Origin of the sequence: Massilia sp. AB1 (assembly GCF_018119385.1) — a bacterium.
Lineage (GTDB): Bacteria > Pseudomonadota > Gammaproteobacteria > Burkholderiales > Burkholderiaceae_D > Telluria.
This window is the reverse complement of record NZ_JAGKSG010000003.1, coordinates 94,266-110,455: the sequence shown is the minus strand read 5'-3', so window position 1 is coordinate 110,455 and position 16,190 is coordinate 94,266. Positions and strand designations below refer to the sequence as shown.

14 protein-coding genes are annotated in these 16,190 nt (G+C 66.8%); 9 read left to right on the top strand and 5 right to left on the bottom strand.

Translation table 11 applies throughout. From position 1 onward, the window contains the following. Positions 1-27 precede the first annotated feature (27 nt). The 3 genes from J8847_RS03010 (at position 28) to J8847_RS03000 (ending at position 4,896) form a co-directional block, all read left to right on the top strand. Positions 28-906, top strand: coding sequence for a PhzF family phenazine biosynthesis protein (locus J8847_RS03010; protein WP_211523199.1), 879 nt, complete (start codon positions 28-30; stop codon positions 904-906). 145 nt (positions 907-1,051) lie between these two features. Further along, complete coding sequence (locus tag J8847_RS03005) at positions 1,052-1,837, top strand: hypothetical protein (RefSeq protein ID WP_211523198.1); 786 nt, start codon at positions 1,052-1,054, stop codon at positions 1,835-1,837. Positions 1,838-1,953: 116 nt separating this feature from the next. Beyond that, positions 1,954-4,896 (top strand): bifunctional diguanylate cyclase/phosphodiesterase, encoded by a 2,943-nt coding sequence (locus J8847_RS03000; protein WP_211523197.1) that lies wholly within the window; start codon positions 1,954-1,956, stop codon positions 4,894-4,896. Between the two features lie 144 nt (positions 4,897-5,040). Here the strand turns inward: J8847_RS03000 and J8847_RS02995 are convergent, their stop codons facing one another. Then, positions 5,041-5,418: a DUF4124 domain-containing protein gene (locus tag J8847_RS02995; protein ID WP_211523196.1), complete on the bottom strand. Its 378-nt coding sequence runs from the start codon at positions 5,416-5,418 to the stop codon at positions 5,041-5,043. Between the two features lie 146 nt (positions 5,419-5,564). On the opposite strand from J8847_RS02995, the gene J8847_RS02990 reads away from it, so the two are divergent. Beyond that, on the top strand, positions 5,565-6,530 hold the full coding sequence (locus J8847_RS02990) for a threo-3-hydroxy-L-aspartate ammonia-lyase (protein WP_211523195.1): 966 nt from the start codon (positions 5,565-5,567) through the stop codon (positions 6,528-6,530). 67 nt (positions 6,531-6,597) lie between these two features. On the opposite strand, the gene J8847_RS02985 is transcribed toward J8847_RS02990, so the two are convergent. The 3 genes from J8847_RS02985 to ompR are packed head-to-tail and all read right to left on the bottom strand — an operon-like array spanning position 6,598 to position 9,346. Continuing rightward, positions 6,598-7,269 carry a bifunctional 2-polyprenyl-6-hydroxyphenol methylase/3-demethylubiquinol 3-O-methyltransferase UbiG gene (locus J8847_RS02985; protein ID WP_211523194.1) on the bottom strand — a complete coding sequence of 224 codons (672 nt, stop codon included), beginning with the start codon at positions 7,267-7,269 and terminating at the stop codon, positions 6,598-6,600. Positions 7,270-7,271: 2 nt separating this feature from the next. After that, on the bottom strand, positions 7,272-8,645 hold the full coding sequence (locus tag J8847_RS02980; RefSeq protein ID WP_211523193.1) for an ATP-binding protein: 1,374 nt from the start codon (positions 8,643-8,645) through the stop codon (positions 7,272-7,274). Further along, complete coding sequence (gene ompR / locus J8847_RS02975) at positions 8,645-9,346, bottom strand: two-component system response regulator OmpR (protein WP_051306146.1); 702 nt, start codon at positions 9,344-9,346, stop codon at positions 8,645-8,647. Before ompR ends, J8847_RS02980 begins: the two co-directional genes overlap by 1 nt. Positions 9,347-9,617: 271 nt before the next feature. Between ompR and J8847_RS02970 the strand changes: the two genes are divergently transcribed. From J8847_RS02970 to J8847_RS02950, 5 genes are all read left to right on the top strand, one after another. Continuing rightward, a complete protein-coding gene (locus J8847_RS02970; protein WP_211523191.1) occupies positions 9,618-10,019 on the top strand; it encodes a hypothetical protein in 402 nt (133 codons plus the stop codon). 206 nt (positions 10,020-10,225) lie between these two features. After that, on the top strand, positions 10,226-12,124 hold the full coding sequence (locus tag J8847_RS02965) for a flagellar assembly protein A (RefSeq protein ID WP_211523190.1): 1,899 nt from the start codon (positions 10,226-10,228) through the stop codon (positions 12,122-12,124). An 88-nt stretch (positions 12,125-12,212) separates the two neighbouring features. Then, positions 12,213-12,671, top strand: a complete 459-nt coding sequence (locus J8847_RS02960; protein ID WP_211523189.1) for a chemotaxis protein CheW — start codon at positions 12,213-12,215, stop codon at positions 12,669-12,671. A 93-nt stretch (positions 12,672-12,764) separates the two neighbouring features. After that, the gene (locus J8847_RS02955; protein ID WP_211523188.1) at positions 12,765-13,811 is read left to right on the top strand and encodes a lysozyme inhibitor LprI family protein; all 1,047 of its coding nucleotides are present in this window, start codon (positions 12,765-12,767) and stop codon (positions 13,809-13,811) included. 25 nt (positions 13,812-13,836) lie between these two features. Further along, entirely contained in the window at positions 13,837-14,145 is a 309-nt protein-coding gene (locus J8847_RS02950; protein WP_211523187.1) for a hypothetical protein, read from the top strand. Positions 14,146-14,207: 62 nt separating this feature from the next. Here J8847_RS02950 and J8847_RS02945 read toward each other — a convergent pair whose 3' ends face one another. Beyond that, positions 14,208-16,190, bottom strand: a complete 1,983-nt coding sequence (locus J8847_RS02945) for an ATP-binding cassette domain-containing protein (protein ID WP_211523186.1) — start codon at positions 16,188-16,190, stop codon at positions 14,208-14,210.

Sequence of the window (16,190 nt, the reverse complement as noted above, 5' to 3'; positions counted from 1 at the left end):
GGTTTCTCACCACTAGAGGGACTGTCCATGAACGCGAATCTCCATCCGCAGCTCGAGCAGGTGCTGCGTATCGCCGCTTTCGACGATGCCGGCCAGGGCGGCAACCCGGCCGGTGTCTGGATCGGCGCGTCGCTGCCTCCGGCTGCCGAGATGCAGGCCCTGGCCCATGCAGTGGGCTTCTCGGAAACCGCCTTCGCCGCGCGCGAAGGCGAGGGCTGGCGCGTGCGCTATTTTTCGCCCGAGTCCGAAGTGCCGTTCTGCGGCCACGCCACCATCGCGCTGGGCGCGGCCCTGGCGCGCCAGGGCGGCGACGGCCGCTTCGCGCTGCAGCTGAATGCGGCCGCGATCACGGTCGAGGGGCATTGCGAAGCCAGGGGCGAGGGCGAGGGCGAGGGTGGGCGCATGTTCGCAGCCCTGCAATCGCCGCCCACGCGTTCGCGTCCGGCGCCAGAGGCGATGCTGGAGCAGGCCCTGGCCCTGTTCGGCTACTCGCGGGCCGATCTCGATCCGCGCCTTCCTCCCGCGCTGGCGCACGGCGGGGCCGATCACCTGGTGCTGGCCCTGAACAGCCGTGCGCGCCTGGCGGCCATGGCCTACGACCTGCAGGCCGGCCGCGCCTTCATGCTCGAACACGGCCTGGTGACCGTGGTGCTGGCCTGGGCGGAAACCGCGCAGCTGTTCCACGCACGTAATCCTTTCGCGTCGGGCGGCGTGTACGAAGACGCCGCCACCGGCGCCGGCACGGCCGCGCTGGCCGGCTATCTGCGCGACCTGGGCTGGCCACACGGCGGGCGCATCGATGTCGTGCAAGGCGAGGACATGGGCATGCGCTCGCGCCTGCGAGCAGAGTTCGGTCCGGAGCAGGGCGGGTCGATCCGCGTGTCCGGCTCGGCGCGAATGATGTAGCTATGTTAGGTGGCGCACAGAAGTTTTGCGTTAAATCAAATAGGGGGATAAAAGCACGCCTGCTCAGCAGTTAGATTAATGTATGCCGGATTGATAATTTGAACCAGACAAGTTTTGTTTCATTTAATCAATTAGGAGTACCGTCATGGAGCTGTTCCCTGCAGCCGTCTTCAACCCACCGAAAGCCTCCCGTGCACGCACCGCGCGCGAAGCGGCTGCGGGACGCATCATCGAACGCCTGCCGTTCACCGTCCGCCGCGTGGAGACCGAGGCGGACCTGCTCAAGGCGGTGCAGATCCGCCACGCCGCCTATGCGCGCCACGTTCCGGACTTCGCCCGCACCCTGGCCGAGCCGGAGGCGGCCGATTACGAGGACGACACCATCGTGCTGCTGGCCGAGTCCAAGCTCGACGGTTCTCCGCTCGGCAGCACCCGCATCCGCACCAATCTCTACCGTCCGCTGGGCGTCGAGGAATCGATCGTCCTGCCCGACTGGCTGCAAGGCAAGCGCCTGGTCGAGGCGACCCGCCTCGGCATCGACGAAGGCCGGGTCGGCCGCATGGTCAAGATTGCACTGATCAAGGCCTGCTTCATGTATTGCGAAGACAACGCGATTGACTATTCGGTCGCAACCGGCCGCCCGCCGGTGGATCGCCAATACGAGCAAATGATGTTCATCGATGTGTTCCCGGAGCAGGGTCCGGTCCCGCTGCGCCACGTCGGCAATATCCCGCATCGCATCATGGCCTTCGAGATCGCGACCTTCGAAGAACGCTGGACCCAGGCGCGCCATCCGATGTTGAATTTCTTCTTCAACACCCATCATCCGGACATCGACATCGGACCGAGCGCGCCGCCGCCGGCCCTGGCCCTGCCTGGCCGCTTTGATACTGAACGCCCGTCCGAACGTTGTGAATTGGCAGTCGCATGAGGTAATTAGACCCCGTCAGGGTATTTATTGCATGACGGCATCAAATTTACGCTGTATCCTTGCGCCTTGAGCCGCCGCGGCGACGCGGTGGCGATTTGTTCGCACTGATACCGCTTATGCCCAATTCCACACCCAAGCTCCGTACTTCTCTGCCGGCGGCCGCGCACGCGGCCGTGGAGCTGGTGTTAAAGCTGTTCGGGTACTACCTGATCCCGATCGGCATCGGCATCGTTTCGCTGATCGCGCTGATCTTCTTCCATGACGAGTACCGTGTCGCCGGCGAAGTGCCGCTGGCGATGCACGTGAGCGTGCAGGACGACACGCGGCAGCTCACGCCGGCCGAGGCCCTGGCCCGCACCGCGCCGCAACCGCTGATCAATACCCACGAAACCCACTTGTCCGAAGCGCCGGTCTGGTTCGCCTTCGAACCGATGCCGCGCAGCGGCGAACAAGTGATCGAATTCCCTTCGCGCCACTCGCTCGACGTCGCCTGCTGGGACGGCGCCACCCTGGCGCCGCTGGGCAGCGCCTCCCGTGCCGGCGCCGCCGGCGCCGTCGAGGCGGCCAAGGCCGGCTTCGTGCTGCGCGCCAGCCCGCTGCCGCGCCAGCTGCTGTGCCGTTCCGGTCTGTCCGGCCCGGCCCGCCTGTCGGTCCTGCAATGGCCGGCCGAGCAGTTCGACAAATCGGTCGAGCAATACCATCGCAAGTCGGGCCTGCTCGACGGCGGCATGATCGTGCTGGCGCTGTTCGTCCTGATCACCGCCCTGATCAACCGCCAGCCGCTGTACGTGCTGTTCGCCGGCTGGCTGATCCTGAACCTGCGCGTCGGCGCGCTGTCGGCCGGCTGGGACATCCAGTGGCTGGGCCAGACCATCCCTTCCGACTGGCTGCTGCGCAGCCGCTCGGTGACCATCACCCTGTACGGCATCGCCACGCTCACCCTGTACCAGGCGCTGCTGAAGGACCACCTGGCCGAGATGCGCTATGTGCTGCCGATGCGCGTCATGCAATGGCTGTGCATGCCGATGCTGGCCGCCGCCATCCTGCTGCCTTACCGCATGTACCTGCCGCTGATGTGGGTGATCGTGGTGTGCTGCTTCGCCATGATGACGATTGGCCTGTTCAAGATCATCGTCGAGTCGCGCAACCGCGTCGCCGCCTGGTTCGCGGCCTCGTTCGCGCTGACCTTCCTGGCCTCGATGGCGGAAGTCGCCGCCGCGGCCCTGGGCCTGCGCGAGCTGCTGGGCATCATCAACAGCGTCACCGCCGCCCTGGCCTCCAGCCTGCTGGCCGCGCTGGCGGTGGCGGAGCAGATGCGCAGCGAAACCGAAAAGCGCCAGGAAGCCCAGGAAGAGCTGGAGCATGCCTACAAGGCAATGCCGGTGGGCTTGTTCACGCTCGACATGTACGGCCACTTCCTGAGCGTCAACCCGGCGCTGCAGAAGATGCTCGGCATCCACGCCTTCGTGGCCGGGCGTACCGCCTGGCGCCAGTTCTTTACCGAAAGCAGCTGGACCGAGCTGCACGAGCAGGTGCATGCCAAGGCCGAGGCCGAGATGGAACTCACCAGCCGCGACGGCAGCCAGCGCTTCCTGGTCAGCGCCACCCTGGCGCGCTCGCGCATCGAAGGCGTGCTGCAGGACACGACCGAAAAGCACAAGGCCACCGAGCAGCTGCGCTTCATGGCCGACAACGATCCGCTGACCAAGGTCTACAACCGGCGCGGCCTCGAAAAGGAATTCGTGGCCGCCGCCGCCAGCCTGGCCGTGGGCCGCCCGATGGCGCTGGCCTACGTCGACCTCGACCGCTTCAAGCTGATCAACGACCTGTTCGGCCACGCCGCCGGCGACGAAGTGCTGCGCCAGGTGTGCGAGCGCATCGGCACCATGCTGGCCGGCGGCCAGCAGATCGGCCGCGTGGGCGGCGACGAATTCGTGATCGTGATGCCGGAGACGGCGATCCCGCTCGCATCCATCATCTGCCGCGGCATCGTCGATCGCCTGGGCAACACGCCCTACCGGGTGGGCGACAAGGCTTTCCATGTGCGCGGTTCGGTCGGCCTGATCGAAGTGGTGCCGGACATGGCCATGAAGGATGCGGTCTCGACCGCGGACCGCGCCTGCCGCGAAGCCAAGACCGGCGCCGGCGACGGCCTGGTGGTGTACGAGCGCGGGGCCGACGCCTTCCGCCAGCGCGCCGCCGAGCTCGACCTGGTGGCGCGCCTGTCGGGTCCGAACGCGACCGACAACCTGCTGCTGGAAATGCAGCCGATCATGTCGCTCAAGCACCCGGAAGAGTCGCTGAATTTCGAAGTGCTGCTGCGCATGCGCGAGTCGGACGGCCGCGTGGTGCCGGCCGGCCCGGTGATCGCCGCGGCCGAGAAGAGCGGACGCGCCAGCGTCATCGACCGCTGGGTGCTGTCGACCACCCTGGCCTGGATCGCCGAGCATGCCGACCAGCTGTGCAACACGCGCTTCGTCTGCATGAACTTGTCGGGCGCCTCGCTCAACGACGAGCGTTTCGTCCAGGACACCTTCGACATCCTGGGCCGCTATGTGCACGTGGCGAGCCGCCTGTGCCTGGAGATCACGGAAAGCGTGGCCCTGCACGACCTGGACAACACGCGCCGCTTCATCGACCAGGCGCGCAACTTCGGCGTCAAGGTGGCGCTGGACGACTTCGGCGCGGGCTACACCTCGTTCTCCTACCTGAAGGAACTGCCGGCCGATGTGCTCAAGATCGACGGCAACTTCATCGTCAACATCAACGCGCACCCGGCCAACGTGGCCATCGTCGAGGCGATCGTGAGCCTGGCGGTGAACCTGGGCATGAAGACGATTGCCGAGTGGGCCGAGGATGCGGCCACGGTGCAGACCCTGCACGAGATCGGCGTCGATTACGTCCAGGGCTGGGTGGTGGCGCGTTCGCAGCCGCCGGAGCGTATTCTGGAGGCCAGGTCGTCGGCCAGCTTCATCAAGGATGAGGATTTGCTGGAACTGCTGCGCGAACTGGCGGCGCCGGCGGTGCCGCATCTGGCGAGCGTGACGCGGCTGCACTAGCCGCTAACCGCAAGACCGTCGCCCCGGGACTCGGCGTCCCCCTCGGCCGGGGGTCAAGTTCGTGGCGCAGCGGTAGCGCGTGCAAACTTGGGTTCCGGCCTCCGCCGGAACGACGTATCGGGGCAGCGGGACTGCCCGATTACATCAATGTAGCGCAACCACCGTCGACTTGATGCTGCTATCCATCAGCAAGAACTGCGCACGCGCCTCCTTCAAGGTGGCAACATCACGCTGCATCGGCTTCGCCTTGTCGCGCTGCGGCGCCTTGCGCACGGCAGGGCGCGGCGGCGGCACGCTGGCGCGCTCGACGGTGAGCGGGTAGGGCTGGACGGTCGCGTCGCCCTCGGCAGCCGGCATCTTCGCCATCCGTACCGTGGTCGTGCCTTCGCCGCAAGGCTGGTCGGTGAGAGTCACGTGGCCGGTGCTGTCGATGCACTTGACGATCTCGGCTCCAGCGAAGGCCGCGGGTGCGGATGCCGCGGCCGCGGCGATCAGGCTGAGTTGGCACAGAAAACGCTTCATGGTCGGCTCCTTCTTGTGAGCCTTGATTCTGCGCGCCGGTCCCGGCTGCTTCTGTTCGTTGACTCACCGTGTGCGCGGTTTGCTTTTTTACAAGCGCCAAGTGCTTCGCTACAATGCAGGGCGACCCCTCTGACAAGGATGCTTCCATGAATCTGTTTTCGCTCCCCACTTACGATGATGTCGTCCAGGCCGCCGGCCGCATTGCCGGGGCCGCCAACCTCACGCCGGTGCTGACCTCGCGCACCGTCAACGAGGAGTTCGGCGCCCAGGTGTATTTCAAGTGCGAGAACATGCAGCGCATGGGCGCCTTCAAGTTCCGCGGCGCCTACAACGCGCTGTCGCGCTTCAGCCCCGAGCAGCGCAAGGCCGGCGTGGTCGCATTCTCCTCGGGCAACCACGCGCAGGCGGTGGCCTTGTCCGCACGCCTGCTGGGCATGCCGGCCACCATCGTGATGCCGCATGACGCACCGGCGGCCAAGGTCGCGGCCACCAAGGGTTATGGCGGCAATGTCGTGTTCTACGACCGCTATACCGAGGACCGCGAGCAGATCGGGCGCGAGCTGGCCGAGAAGCATGGCCTGACCCTGGTGCCGCCCTACGACCACGCCGACGTGATCGCGGGGCAGGGCACGGCGGCCAAGGAGCTGTTCGAGGAGACGGGGCCGCTGGACGCCTTTTTCGTGTGCCTGGGCGGCGGCGGCTTGCTGTCCGGCTCGGCCCTGGCCACGCGCGCGCTGGCGCCGAACTGCGATCTGTACGGCGTCGAGCCGGAGGCGGGGAACGATGGGCAGCAATCCTTCCGCTCGGGGGAGATCGTGCATATCGATACGCCCAAGACCATTGCGGATGGGGCGCAGACCCAGCACCTGGGCAAGCTCACCTTCCCGATCATCCAGCGGGATGTGGATGACATCCTGACGGTGTCGGATGATGAGCTGGTACAGTGCATGCGCTTCTTCGCGGAGCGCATGAAGATCGTGGTGGAGCCGACCGGGTGCCTGGGGTTCGCGGCGGCGCGGCGGATGAAGGAGAGCTTGAAAGGGAAGCGGGTCGGGATTCTGGTTAGTGGGGGGAATATTGATTTGGCGAGGTTTGCTGGGTTGATTGCTTGAGCAGGTGGCGGCGGTGCGAACTTGGGTCCCGGCGCAGGCCGGGACCCAAGTTTTGCGTGAGTAGCCGTCAGCCTTCGAGCTCACCCACCAAAATCAGCGACACAGGCTTTCCACTCTCCGGATGCACCGGCTCGCGCATCTCGACGATCCGCAATCCGTGAGCGGCGAATAAAGTCACCCAACTGCCCACCGTCCTGAAGTACCACGGCGGCGCATCCTTGAATTCACTGCTGAACCCCGCCCAGCTCCCCTCGCGCCAGCCATCCACATACGGCTGCTCCCCGCAGGCCGCCAGCGGATGCAGCGTTTGCACGATCAGCGCGCCGCCCTTGCGCAGATAGCTCGGCGCCGCCCGGAACAAGCCCTCGACGGCTTCTTTCCCGATCAGCGAGAAATTGCAGACCGCCACATCGGCCGCTAGCGCCAGCCGCCCCTGCGCGATCTCCTCGTAGGACATCACCCGGAACTCCCCGCCGCCGGCTTCGCGCGCCGACTCGACCAGTCCGGGAATCGCATCTACGCCCACCATCTCGACTTCCGGCAGCGCCCGCACCAGCCAGCCTTCGCCGCAGCCCAGGTCGACGCCGGACCGCGGCCGGCGCGCCCGTACCGTGTCCACGATGGCCGCATTGGTCACCAGCACGCGCGAGGCGATCTCGCCGCCGCGCACCGCGCCGACCCAGGGATCGGCATTGTGCGACCACGCATCCAGCACCTGGGCGTCGGATCGGATAGTCATGGTCAGCCCGCCAGCGGCAGTCCGATCTGCAGCAGCAGGCCGCCTTCGTCGCGGTTGCGCACCGTCAGCTGGGCGTTGTGGCGGGTCAGCACGCGTTCGACGATGGCCAGTCCCAGGCCGGCGCCGTTGGCCTGGCCGCGCGCGGTGTCGAGACGGGTGAAGGGCTTGAGCAGCTGCGCGATCTGGTCTTCCGGCACGCCCACGCCGTGGTCGCAGATGTCGACTACCGCGCAGCGGCCATGGGCGGTCGATTTCACGCGCAGCAGGATCGTGATCTCGGTGTAGTCCGCGCCCGGCGTCTTGCCGTAGCGGCGCGCGTTCTCGATGATGTTGTTGACCACGCGCCGCAGGTCGGTCGCGTTGCCCAGCACGTGCACGCCCGGCATCAGGTCGGTCTTCACGCGCAGGTCGCGGATGCGCGCCGCCTCGCGGCCCACGTCGGCCAGCATCTCCGACAGGTTCACGGACACGAAGGTGGAGGCGTCGGTCGGCTTGGCGTAGTCGAGGAACTGGCCGATGATGGCGTCCATCTGGTTGATGTCCGACTGCATGCCTTCGCGCGCGTCCTGCGACAGGTTGGCCATCTCGACCTCGAGCTGCATGCGCGCCAGCGGGGTGCGCAGGTCGTGCGAGATGCCGGCCAGGATCACGGCGCGGTCCTTTTCGACCTGGGCCAGGTCCTCGACCATCTGGTTGAAGCTGCGGTTGGCCTCGATGATCTCCTGCGAGCCTTTCTCGGGCAGCGGGGTGGGATGCTCGCCCTTGGCGATGGCGCGCGCGGCCGCCGTCAGGCGCGCCAGCGGCAGGTTCACCAGGCTGGAGATCAGGGCCGCGCCCACCAGCGACAGCAGGCCGACCAGGGTCGCCCAGCCCAGCCACTGCACGCGGGTCAGGCCGGCCAGGCGCTCGCGCTCCAGCATCAGCCAGTACTTGTCGTCCTCGATGGTAAAGCTGATCCAGAAGCCCGCCACGCCGTTCACGCGGCTCGAAAAGCGGGTGTCCTTGCCCAGCTTCTCGCGCACCTTGGCGGCGATCTCGGGCATCAGGGGATTGCTGGGCGGCGGCTCGACCACGTCGCTGTCCTCGAGCGTGAAGATGCGGATGCCTTCGTTCGAGACCAGCTCGAACAGCAGCTCGCGGCGCAGGTCCGGCGCAGAGTGGGTGAGGGCGGCCTTGGTGATGGTCACCACCGACACCACCAGCTCGGCGGTCTGCTCCACCTGCGGGCCGCGCTGGTAGACGTTGAGCATGCCGATCCACGAGCCCATCGACAGGGCCGTGAGCACCGACAGCAGGAAGAAGGTCCGCCAGAACAGGCCGCTCTTGTACCAGGCGAAGCGCGCCGCCCGGCGCGCCGCCGAGAATGGTGCGAACACTAGCGCGGCTGCCCTTCCGGAATGAACACGTAACCCAGGCCCCACACGGTCTGGATGTACAGCGGGCTCGAAGGATCAGGCTCGATCAGCTTGCGCAGACGCGAGATCTGCACGTCGAGCGAGCGGTCGAAGACTTCGTATTCGCGGCCGCGCGCCAGTTCCATCAGCTTCTCACGCGACAGCGGCTGGCGCGCATGGCGCGCGAACACCTTGAGCACCGAGAATTCGCCGGTGGTCAGCGGCACGGTCTCGCCGTTCTTCTTGAGGGTGCGGGTGCCCAGGTCGAGCACGAAGTCGCCGAACTCGAAGGTCTGCGGAGTCTCGCTCGGCGCGCCCGGGATCTCGTCCGGGCCCTTGCGGCGCAGGACCGCGCCGATGCGGGCCACCAGTTCGCGCGGATTGAAGGGCTTGGGCAGGTAGTCGTCCGCGCCCATCTCCAGGCCGACGATGCGGTCCACGTCCTCGCCCTTGGCGGTCAGCATGATGATCGGGGTCTGGTCGCCCGCGCCGCGCAGGCGGCGGCAGATCGACAGGCCGTCCTCGCCCGGCAGCATCAGGTCCAGGACCAGCAGGTCGTAGCGCTCGCGCAGCCACAGCTTGTTCATGGCCGGCGCGCTCTCCGCCGTGACCACCTGGAATCCCTGTTCGGTCAGGTAGCGGCGCAGCAGGTCGCGCAGGCGCACGTCGTCGTCGACGACCATGATCTTCGCGGAATGGCCGCCTTGCGCGCCCGGGGCCGCGCTGTTTCCGGTATTCGAAGTCGATGCACTCATTTGGCTTCCAAATTTGTCAGGAGAATGTCGCTATGGTAACGTCTTATGCCTAGGCATTTCGACAACATGCCTCATCCATTACAATGTGTTACAAACTTTACCCAATCAGGCTTACACCTCGGACGGTATGCACCTACACTGGCGGCAAGTGGTCATCACAGCTTATCTGTTTATAAGGCATCACGGAAGAGGAACACCCATGAAAGAAGCGCTCAACAAGACCCAAGCAGTAGCCGGCGGCAAAGGCCGTCTGGTCCGGCTCGTGCGCCACGGTGTGCTCGCCTGTGTGCTGGCTGGTGTCGGCGCCGGTGCGCTGGCCCAGAGCTACGACCGCGGCGCCCAGCGCCAGGAAGCCCAGCAGTACCGCGAGCGTTTCCAGATGCAGGGACAGGATCTGCGCGGCTTCGACGACCGCCAGCGCGCCTACGACGAAGCACGCCAGCGCGCCTTCGAAGACCAGCAGCGCCGCCAGATGCAGATGGACCGCGAACAGCGCGAGCCGCGCGGCGAGCGCCGCATGACGCCGGACGAGCGCAGCGACCTGCGCCGCCAGATCAACGAGGCGCGCAAGGACCTCTACCCCAACGCCCAGCGCCGTTGAACGTAGCAACGCTTCCGTGACCGATACGGCGCCTTCGGGCGCCGTTGTCGTTTACGCTATCGCCCGGCCGGTTTCATTCCAAAATTTCTTTACAGAAAGTTAGTTGCTATATATTTATTTATTATGCACAACGTGTTACGCTAGCCGTCGCTTTACCTTGGCGTCGATACCGATGCCGGCTTCCCTGAGTTGACTGGAGCGTGAACGTGACCGATCCCGCCGCACACCTTGCTGCGCCTGCCGCTGCGCCCGCACCCCGTTTTGCGGGAACCGGACCGGAACACTGCATCGCCAAACGTGCCGACGGCGTCTATGCCGATCCCCAAGTCCTGGGCACGACCCTGGTGGCCGCGATCGACGGCATCCTGCTCGCCAACAACTACTTCCTCGGGCTCGATTATCCGGTCCTGATCAAGGCCTTGTACGGCCACGGTCCCGAGCTGCCGCGCGATGCGCAGGGGCGGGCGCTGGTCCGGATCGCCGACGACATCGTGCCCTTCGACCCGGTGCGCCGCGCCCTGTACCGGGCCGTCAAGATCTCGGACGGCGAAGCCGGCTATTACTTCGAGCCGGTGTTCCTGCCGGACGAAGAGGGCAAGGAGGCGCCGACCCGGCTGAGCGTGGACGAATTCATCGCCGACATGTGGATGAAGGGTATCCGCTTCGGCATCGACGCCGACGCGATCGCCGAGGCCATCGACACCGGCGCGGCCGGCCGCATCGCGGTGGCGCGCCGTCTCGATCCGCGTCCCGGCATCGATGCGCGCGTGGTCGAGGTGTCCAGCGACCTGCACCGCAGCGACGCGCCGCGCCAGCTCGCCAACGGCAAGCTCGACCTGATGAGCTTCCAGAACCGCTTCCCGCAGATCCGCCAGGGCGAGCGCCTGCTGCAAAAGCTGCCGCGCGAAGCGGGCGAGCCGGGCTTCGACCTGTCCGGCATTCCGCTGGCGCCGGACCTGCCCAAGGACCTCGAGCTCGGCGCCTATGCGGGACCGGGCACCAAAGTCGAGCAAATGCTTGACGGCGAATTCCTGGTGGCGCAGCAGGACGGCTTCCTGAATGTCGATCCCAAGACCAGCCGCATCGCGGTGGACGACAAGATCGTCAGCCACGACGGCGTCAGCGCCAAGACCACGGGCAACCTGAACCTGACGGGCGACTACGAGGAATTCGGCGAGGTGCAGGAGCAGCGCATCCTGGAGGGCGAGGGCATCACCGTGCACGCCGACGTGTTCGGGCATGTGGTCTCGCGCGGCGGCGCGATTGTCCTGAACCGCAACCTGGTGGGCGGCAGCGCGCGCAACGCGGGCGGCTCGATCACGGTGCAGGGCGTGGCCTCGCGCGCCGTGATCCAGACCGCGAACGGCGAAGTGCGCATGACGCGCGCCGAGAACTGCATCATCTCCGGCACGCGGGTGGTGGTGGAACAGGCGATCAATTGCGAGATCCTGGCCGAGGAAGTCGAGGTGGAAGTCGCCGAGGGCAGCGCCATCGGCGGCCTCAAGGTGACGATCGGACGCGCCGGTCCGCGCCGCCAGAACGAGATGCTGGTGTTCGTGCTGCGGCCCGACTGCAGCCGCTTCACCGACGCCATGGCCCAGATCCGCGAGCGCGTCGGGGAGTTCGGCGAACTTGCGAGCCGCCGGCGCGCCGAGATCGAGGCACTCGGCGCGCGCGCCGACATGCGCAAGTACCTGCAGCTGGCGCCGCGCATCCGCAAGGGCGAACTGGTGCTCACCGCCGACCAGCAGACGCAGTTCGCCCGGCTGTCGCAAGCCGTGCTGCCGGCGCTGCGCGAGCTGGGCAAGCTGACGCAGGAACTCAAGTCGCTTGAGGCCGAGCAGCAGGGCGGCATGGCGATCCTGGCCCAGCTGGAAGCCCAGCGCAGCGCGCGTGCGGGCGCCTCCAGCGTCGCCGTGGGGCAGCTGGACGGCGACGTGCAGGTGCGTGCGCTGCCCTATGAACCCGACGCGGGCAGCGTGCACGACCTGCCGGCGCGCGACGTCAAGGCGCGCCTGCGCGAGTCGGTCGGCGCCGAGATCCTGTTCGCCGGTTCGAGCGGCGAGTACCGCTGGGACCATACGGCAGCCGAAGCCAGCGCATAGCGACGGGAACACTTGACTGCAGTCAACGGGTCAAGGGCGGTGCGGCCTTAGCATGGAGGTCGCTTCAAGAATCGCCGAAAGGACCGCCATGTATGCACATACCTCTGTGACGCCGCAGGAATTCCTGAGTTTCACCTTGGGTGGCCTCGAGTATGGGCTCGATTGCGCCAAGGTCCAGGAGCTCAAGCCGCTCAAGTCGCTCGAGCGCTTTGCCGCCGACGGCGAGATTATCGGCGGCGTCGCGCTCTCGCGCGGCGTGATCCTGCCGGTGGTGGACCTGCGAGCGGCCCTCGCGCCGGGCGTGGGAGCGCCGCATCCCGATACCGACGTCATGATCGTGCGCCTGGCATCCTGCCTGGCGGGGCTGGTGGTGGAGCAGGTCAAGGAGGTGGTGCAGCTGGCGCCGTCGCAGATCGTGCCGCTGCCGGGGGCGCATCATGCCGATTACCTGATCGGGATGGGGGTGCTGCAGGAGCGGCGGCTGGTGCTGGTGGATATCGACCGGCTCATGTCGCTGACGCCGAAGCAGCCGAAGCGGGCTGCCTGACGGACATTTGGCCAAGGTGTGAACAAGCGAGGATTTTTGGGGGCGGATTAGCGTTAAGCTGGCGGCACCCTTGATTCCCTATGGATGCCACGCATGTTCCGCTCCGGCCCGCTCGTTCTCCTTCCGCTCGTCCTCTCCCTGCTGTCCTTGCCGGCCCTCGGCCAGGCCGAGACCCCGTATCCGAATACCGCCACGTTCGGCGTGCCGTTCTCCGAGGACGAGGCGTGGTACCGGCAATGCAAGCGCGTCGAGCATCGTGGCGCGACCGATGCGGGCGCGAGGGCGGCTGGTGCGGCGCAGTGCGAGGCCAGTGGCTTGTATTACGACGCGCGCAGCCAGGCCAGGGCCTCGGCGGCGCAGTGGCAGGCGGTACGCGAGTGCGCGCTGGCCAGTGGCGACAGGCCGGTCCTGATGATGCTGTATGCGAATGGCTTTGGCGTGGAGCGCGACCTCGACGTCGCCATGCATTACGCTTGCAGCCTCGATTTTTCCGCCAAGGCCGAGATGGAAGCGCGCATCGCCCATCTGGCGTCCATGCGGCCCGGCAGCCCGGTATTCGACCAGTGCGACGATATCACCAGCGGCCACATGGGGACGATCTGCGCGGACATCCGCGAAACGCAGGCCGGCCGCGTGCGCGATGCCCGCCTGGCGCAAATGGTGCGCCAGCTTCCCAAGGCTGCGCGCGACCGGTTCGAAGCGCTGCGGACAGCCGCCGAGCGCTATGCCGGCGCCGGCTCCGCCGAAACCGACATGCAAGGCACCGCGGCGCCGGGTCTCGCCATTGCGCGCCACGGCAGGCTGCGCGAGCAATTCATGCAGGCGGCGCTGGATGCCGCCGCGGGCAAGCTGCCGCCATCGTCGGCGGAGCAGGTGGCGCAACTGGACCGTGAACTGAACCGGGTCTACGGGGAAGTCATGGCGCTGCCCTCGTCGCAGGCGGAGCAGCCGGAGCGGATTGGCGAATCGACCATCAGCCGTGCGGACGTGCGCGAAGCCGAGCGCCGCTGGATCGCCTACCGGAATGCTTTCCTGGCGTTCGGCGCGCAGCGCTCGAGTGGCTCGGATATCCACGCCATCCACGCGCACTTGCTGCGCCAGCGTATCGAGGCATTGCGGCGTATCGCGCGCTACCGGTAGCGTACGCAGCGGCTAGAATGTCGGCATGCCCAAAAAGTCTCCCATCTTTCCCGGTCCCCGAACCGCGCGCGGCGCCGTGCTGGCGGTGCTGCTGTCCAATGCCGACCAGGCGGGCGCCGAGCCGCTGCGCGGGCGCGTGACCCTGGCGGCGATCGTCAGGGCGCTCAAGCGCAAGTACAACTGGCCGATCGAGACGACCAGTTTTCCGTCGAATGCGGTGGATGGAAGGGCGACTTGGGCGACGGTGTATAGCTTGCCGCCGGAGGTGATCGCGGCGGCGATGGATGCGCGTGGGAGGGATTGGTTGAGGAGTGCCCAAGCAAGTAAAGTTTAATCGGTCTCCTCACCACGTCGTTCCGGGACTCGGCGTCCCCCTCGGCCGGAACGACGGTGTGTTTAGGCTGCCAATCCTTCAAGCTGTTCCTGCAGCTCCAGCCATTCCATCTCCAGCTGCTCCAGGTCGCGCGTCGCAAACGCCTGGTCCGCCACCAGGGTCTTGAGCTTGTCCTTGTTCTCCGCCTCGTAAATCACCGGATCGAGCAGCTGGGCGTCGATTTCCGCCTTCTTCGCATTCAGCTTCGCCATCTGTTCTTCCAGCCGCTTGATGCGGTTCTCGATCGGCTTGCGCAGGGCGGCCAGGCGCTGGCGCTCCCCGGCTTCGAGGCGCTTCTGCTCCTTGCGGTCGGCCGGCGCGGCGGCAGGCGCCGATGCGGCCGCAGCGGCTTTGGCCTGGCTCGGCGCCGGCAAGGTGTCGGTACCTTTTCCCAGCTTGGTCTGGAACAGCCATTCCTTGTAGTCGTCCAGGTCGCCGTCAAAGGGCTGCAGCTTGCCGTCGGCGACGATGATGAACTCTTCGGTGGTGGCGCGCAGCAGGTGGCGGTCGTGGGAGACCAGCACCAGGGTGCCCTCGAACTGCGCCAGCGCCATGGTCAGCGCCTCGCGGGTTTCCAGATCCAGGTGGTTGGTCGGTTCGTCCAGCAGCAGCAGGTTGGGGCGCTGCCACACGATCAGGGCCAGCGCCAGGCGCGCCTTTTCGCCGCCCGAGAAGGGCGCGATCTTGCTGGTCACCATGTCGCCCGGGAAGTTGAAGCTGCCCAGGAAGTTGCGCAGCTCCTGCTCGCGCACATTCGGCGCGATCTTCATCAGGTGCCACAGGGGCGATTCGTCGTGGCGCAGCATTTCCACCTGGTGCTGGGCGAAGTAGCCGATCGACAGGCCCTTGCCGAGCGTGGCGGTGCCGTTCAGGGGCGCCAGCTCGCCGGCGATGGTCTTCACCAGGGTGGATTTACCGGCGCCGTTCACGCCCAGCAGGCCGATGCGCTGGCCGATCTGCAGCGAGAAGTTCACGCGGTGCACGATGGTCTTGCCGTCCACCCGGTCGCCGTGGGCGTCGAGGATGGGATAGCCGGCGTCCACGTCTTCCATCACCAGCAGCGGATTGGGGGCCGACAGCGGCTCGCGGAATTCGAAGGAGAACTCCGCGGCGGCGCGCAGCGGGGCCAGTTCTTCCATCTTGGCCAGCGCCTTCATGCGGCTCTGGGCCTGGCGCGCCTTGGTGGCCTTGGCCTTGAAGCGGTCCACGAAGGATTGCAGGTGCGCGCGGGTGCGCTGCTGCTTCTCGTAGGCGGCGGCGGCCAGCACCAGGTGGGCGGCGCGCTGGCGCTCGAAGCTCGAATAGTTGCCGCCATAGCGCTTCAGCTTGCGCTCGTCGATGTGCACGATCACGTTCACGATCTCGTCGAGGAAATCGCGGTCGTGCGAGATGATGATCAGGGTGCCGGGATAGCGCTTGAGCCAGTCCTCGAGCCAGATGATGGCGTCCAGGTCCAGGTGGTTGGTCGGTTCGTCCAGCAGCAGCAGGTCGGAAGGGCACATCAGGGCCTGCGCCAGGTTCAGGCGCATGCGCCAGCCGCCCGAGAAGCTGGCCACCGGCTGCTGCATCTGCTCCAGCGAGAAGCCCAGGCCGATCAGCAGCTGCTCGGCGCGCGACTGCACCGTGTAGGCGTCGGCGTCGGCCAGCGCGCCGTGGATCTCGCCCAGGCGCATGCCGTGGGTGTCGAGGTCCGGATGGGCCTCCAGCTCTTCGAGTTCGGCCTGCAAACGGCGCAGGTTGACGTCGCCGTCGATCGCGTATTCCAGCGCCGGGCGGTCGAGCGCCGGGGTCTCCTGGGCCACGTAGGCCATGCGCCACTTGGCCGGGAAGTCGATCGCGCCCTGGTCCGGATGCAGCTCGCCGCGCAGCATGGCGAACAGGCTCGATTTGCCGGCGCCGTTGGCGCCGATCAAGCCGATCTTGTCGCCGGGGTTGAGGGTCAGGTCGGCGTCCTCGAGCAGCGGCTTGGTGCCGCGCATCAGGCTGACATTCTGGAATCGGATCAT